Annotated in this window: 1 pseudogene; it reads right to left on the reverse strand. The window is 58.4% G+C overall.

Features of this window, described 5'->3' with window-relative positions:
- Window positions 1-255 precede the first annotated feature (255 nt).
- A pseudogene (locus tag HK22_RS15550) lies at window positions 256-420 on the reverse strand (transposase); the annotation flags it as partial.
- Window positions 421-527: the final 107 nt, after the last annotated feature.

Below are 527 nucleotides of genomic sequence, written 5' to 3' on the forward strand. Positions count from 1 at the left end.
ATGGCTTTGGGGTTCGGAGCCGGAAGTGCCATCAGAGCATTGACGGCTTTATAGTCCGAGACTTGGCCGCCGGTAAGGACAAAGCCGAGAGGGCGTCCCTGATTGTCGCATCGGGCATGGATTTTGCTCGTAAAGCCGCCGCGTGACCGACCAAAAGCTTCCGCATGAGCCCCCCTTTTGCCCCAGTGGCCTGTGAATGGGCGCGGATTACGGTGCTGTCGAGCATATGCTGCCAGTTATCAGTCAGACCCAGGTCTACAAGGGTTTGCAGCAGGGTATCCCAGACACCCTGTTCAGCCCAACGCCGGAACCGAACATAGACCGCGAGTTCCATTTGCCGTAGCGCTCATGCGTGTCCCGCCACAGACAACCGACGCGCAGAACATACAGCATACCATCGAGAAACTGGCGATTGTCTCCAGATGGACGTGCCCAACGTCCACGCTAAGGCGGCAGAAGCGGACCAATCATCGCCCATTCCTGATCCGTCAGATCGCCTCGTGCCATGCCTGCTCTCTCTGCCCGTT

It is taken from the genome of Gluconobacter sp. DsW_056, assembly GCF_002153595.1.
Taxonomy (GTDB): Bacteria; Pseudomonadota; Alphaproteobacteria; order Acetobacterales; family Acetobacteraceae; genus Gluconobacter; species Gluconobacter albidus.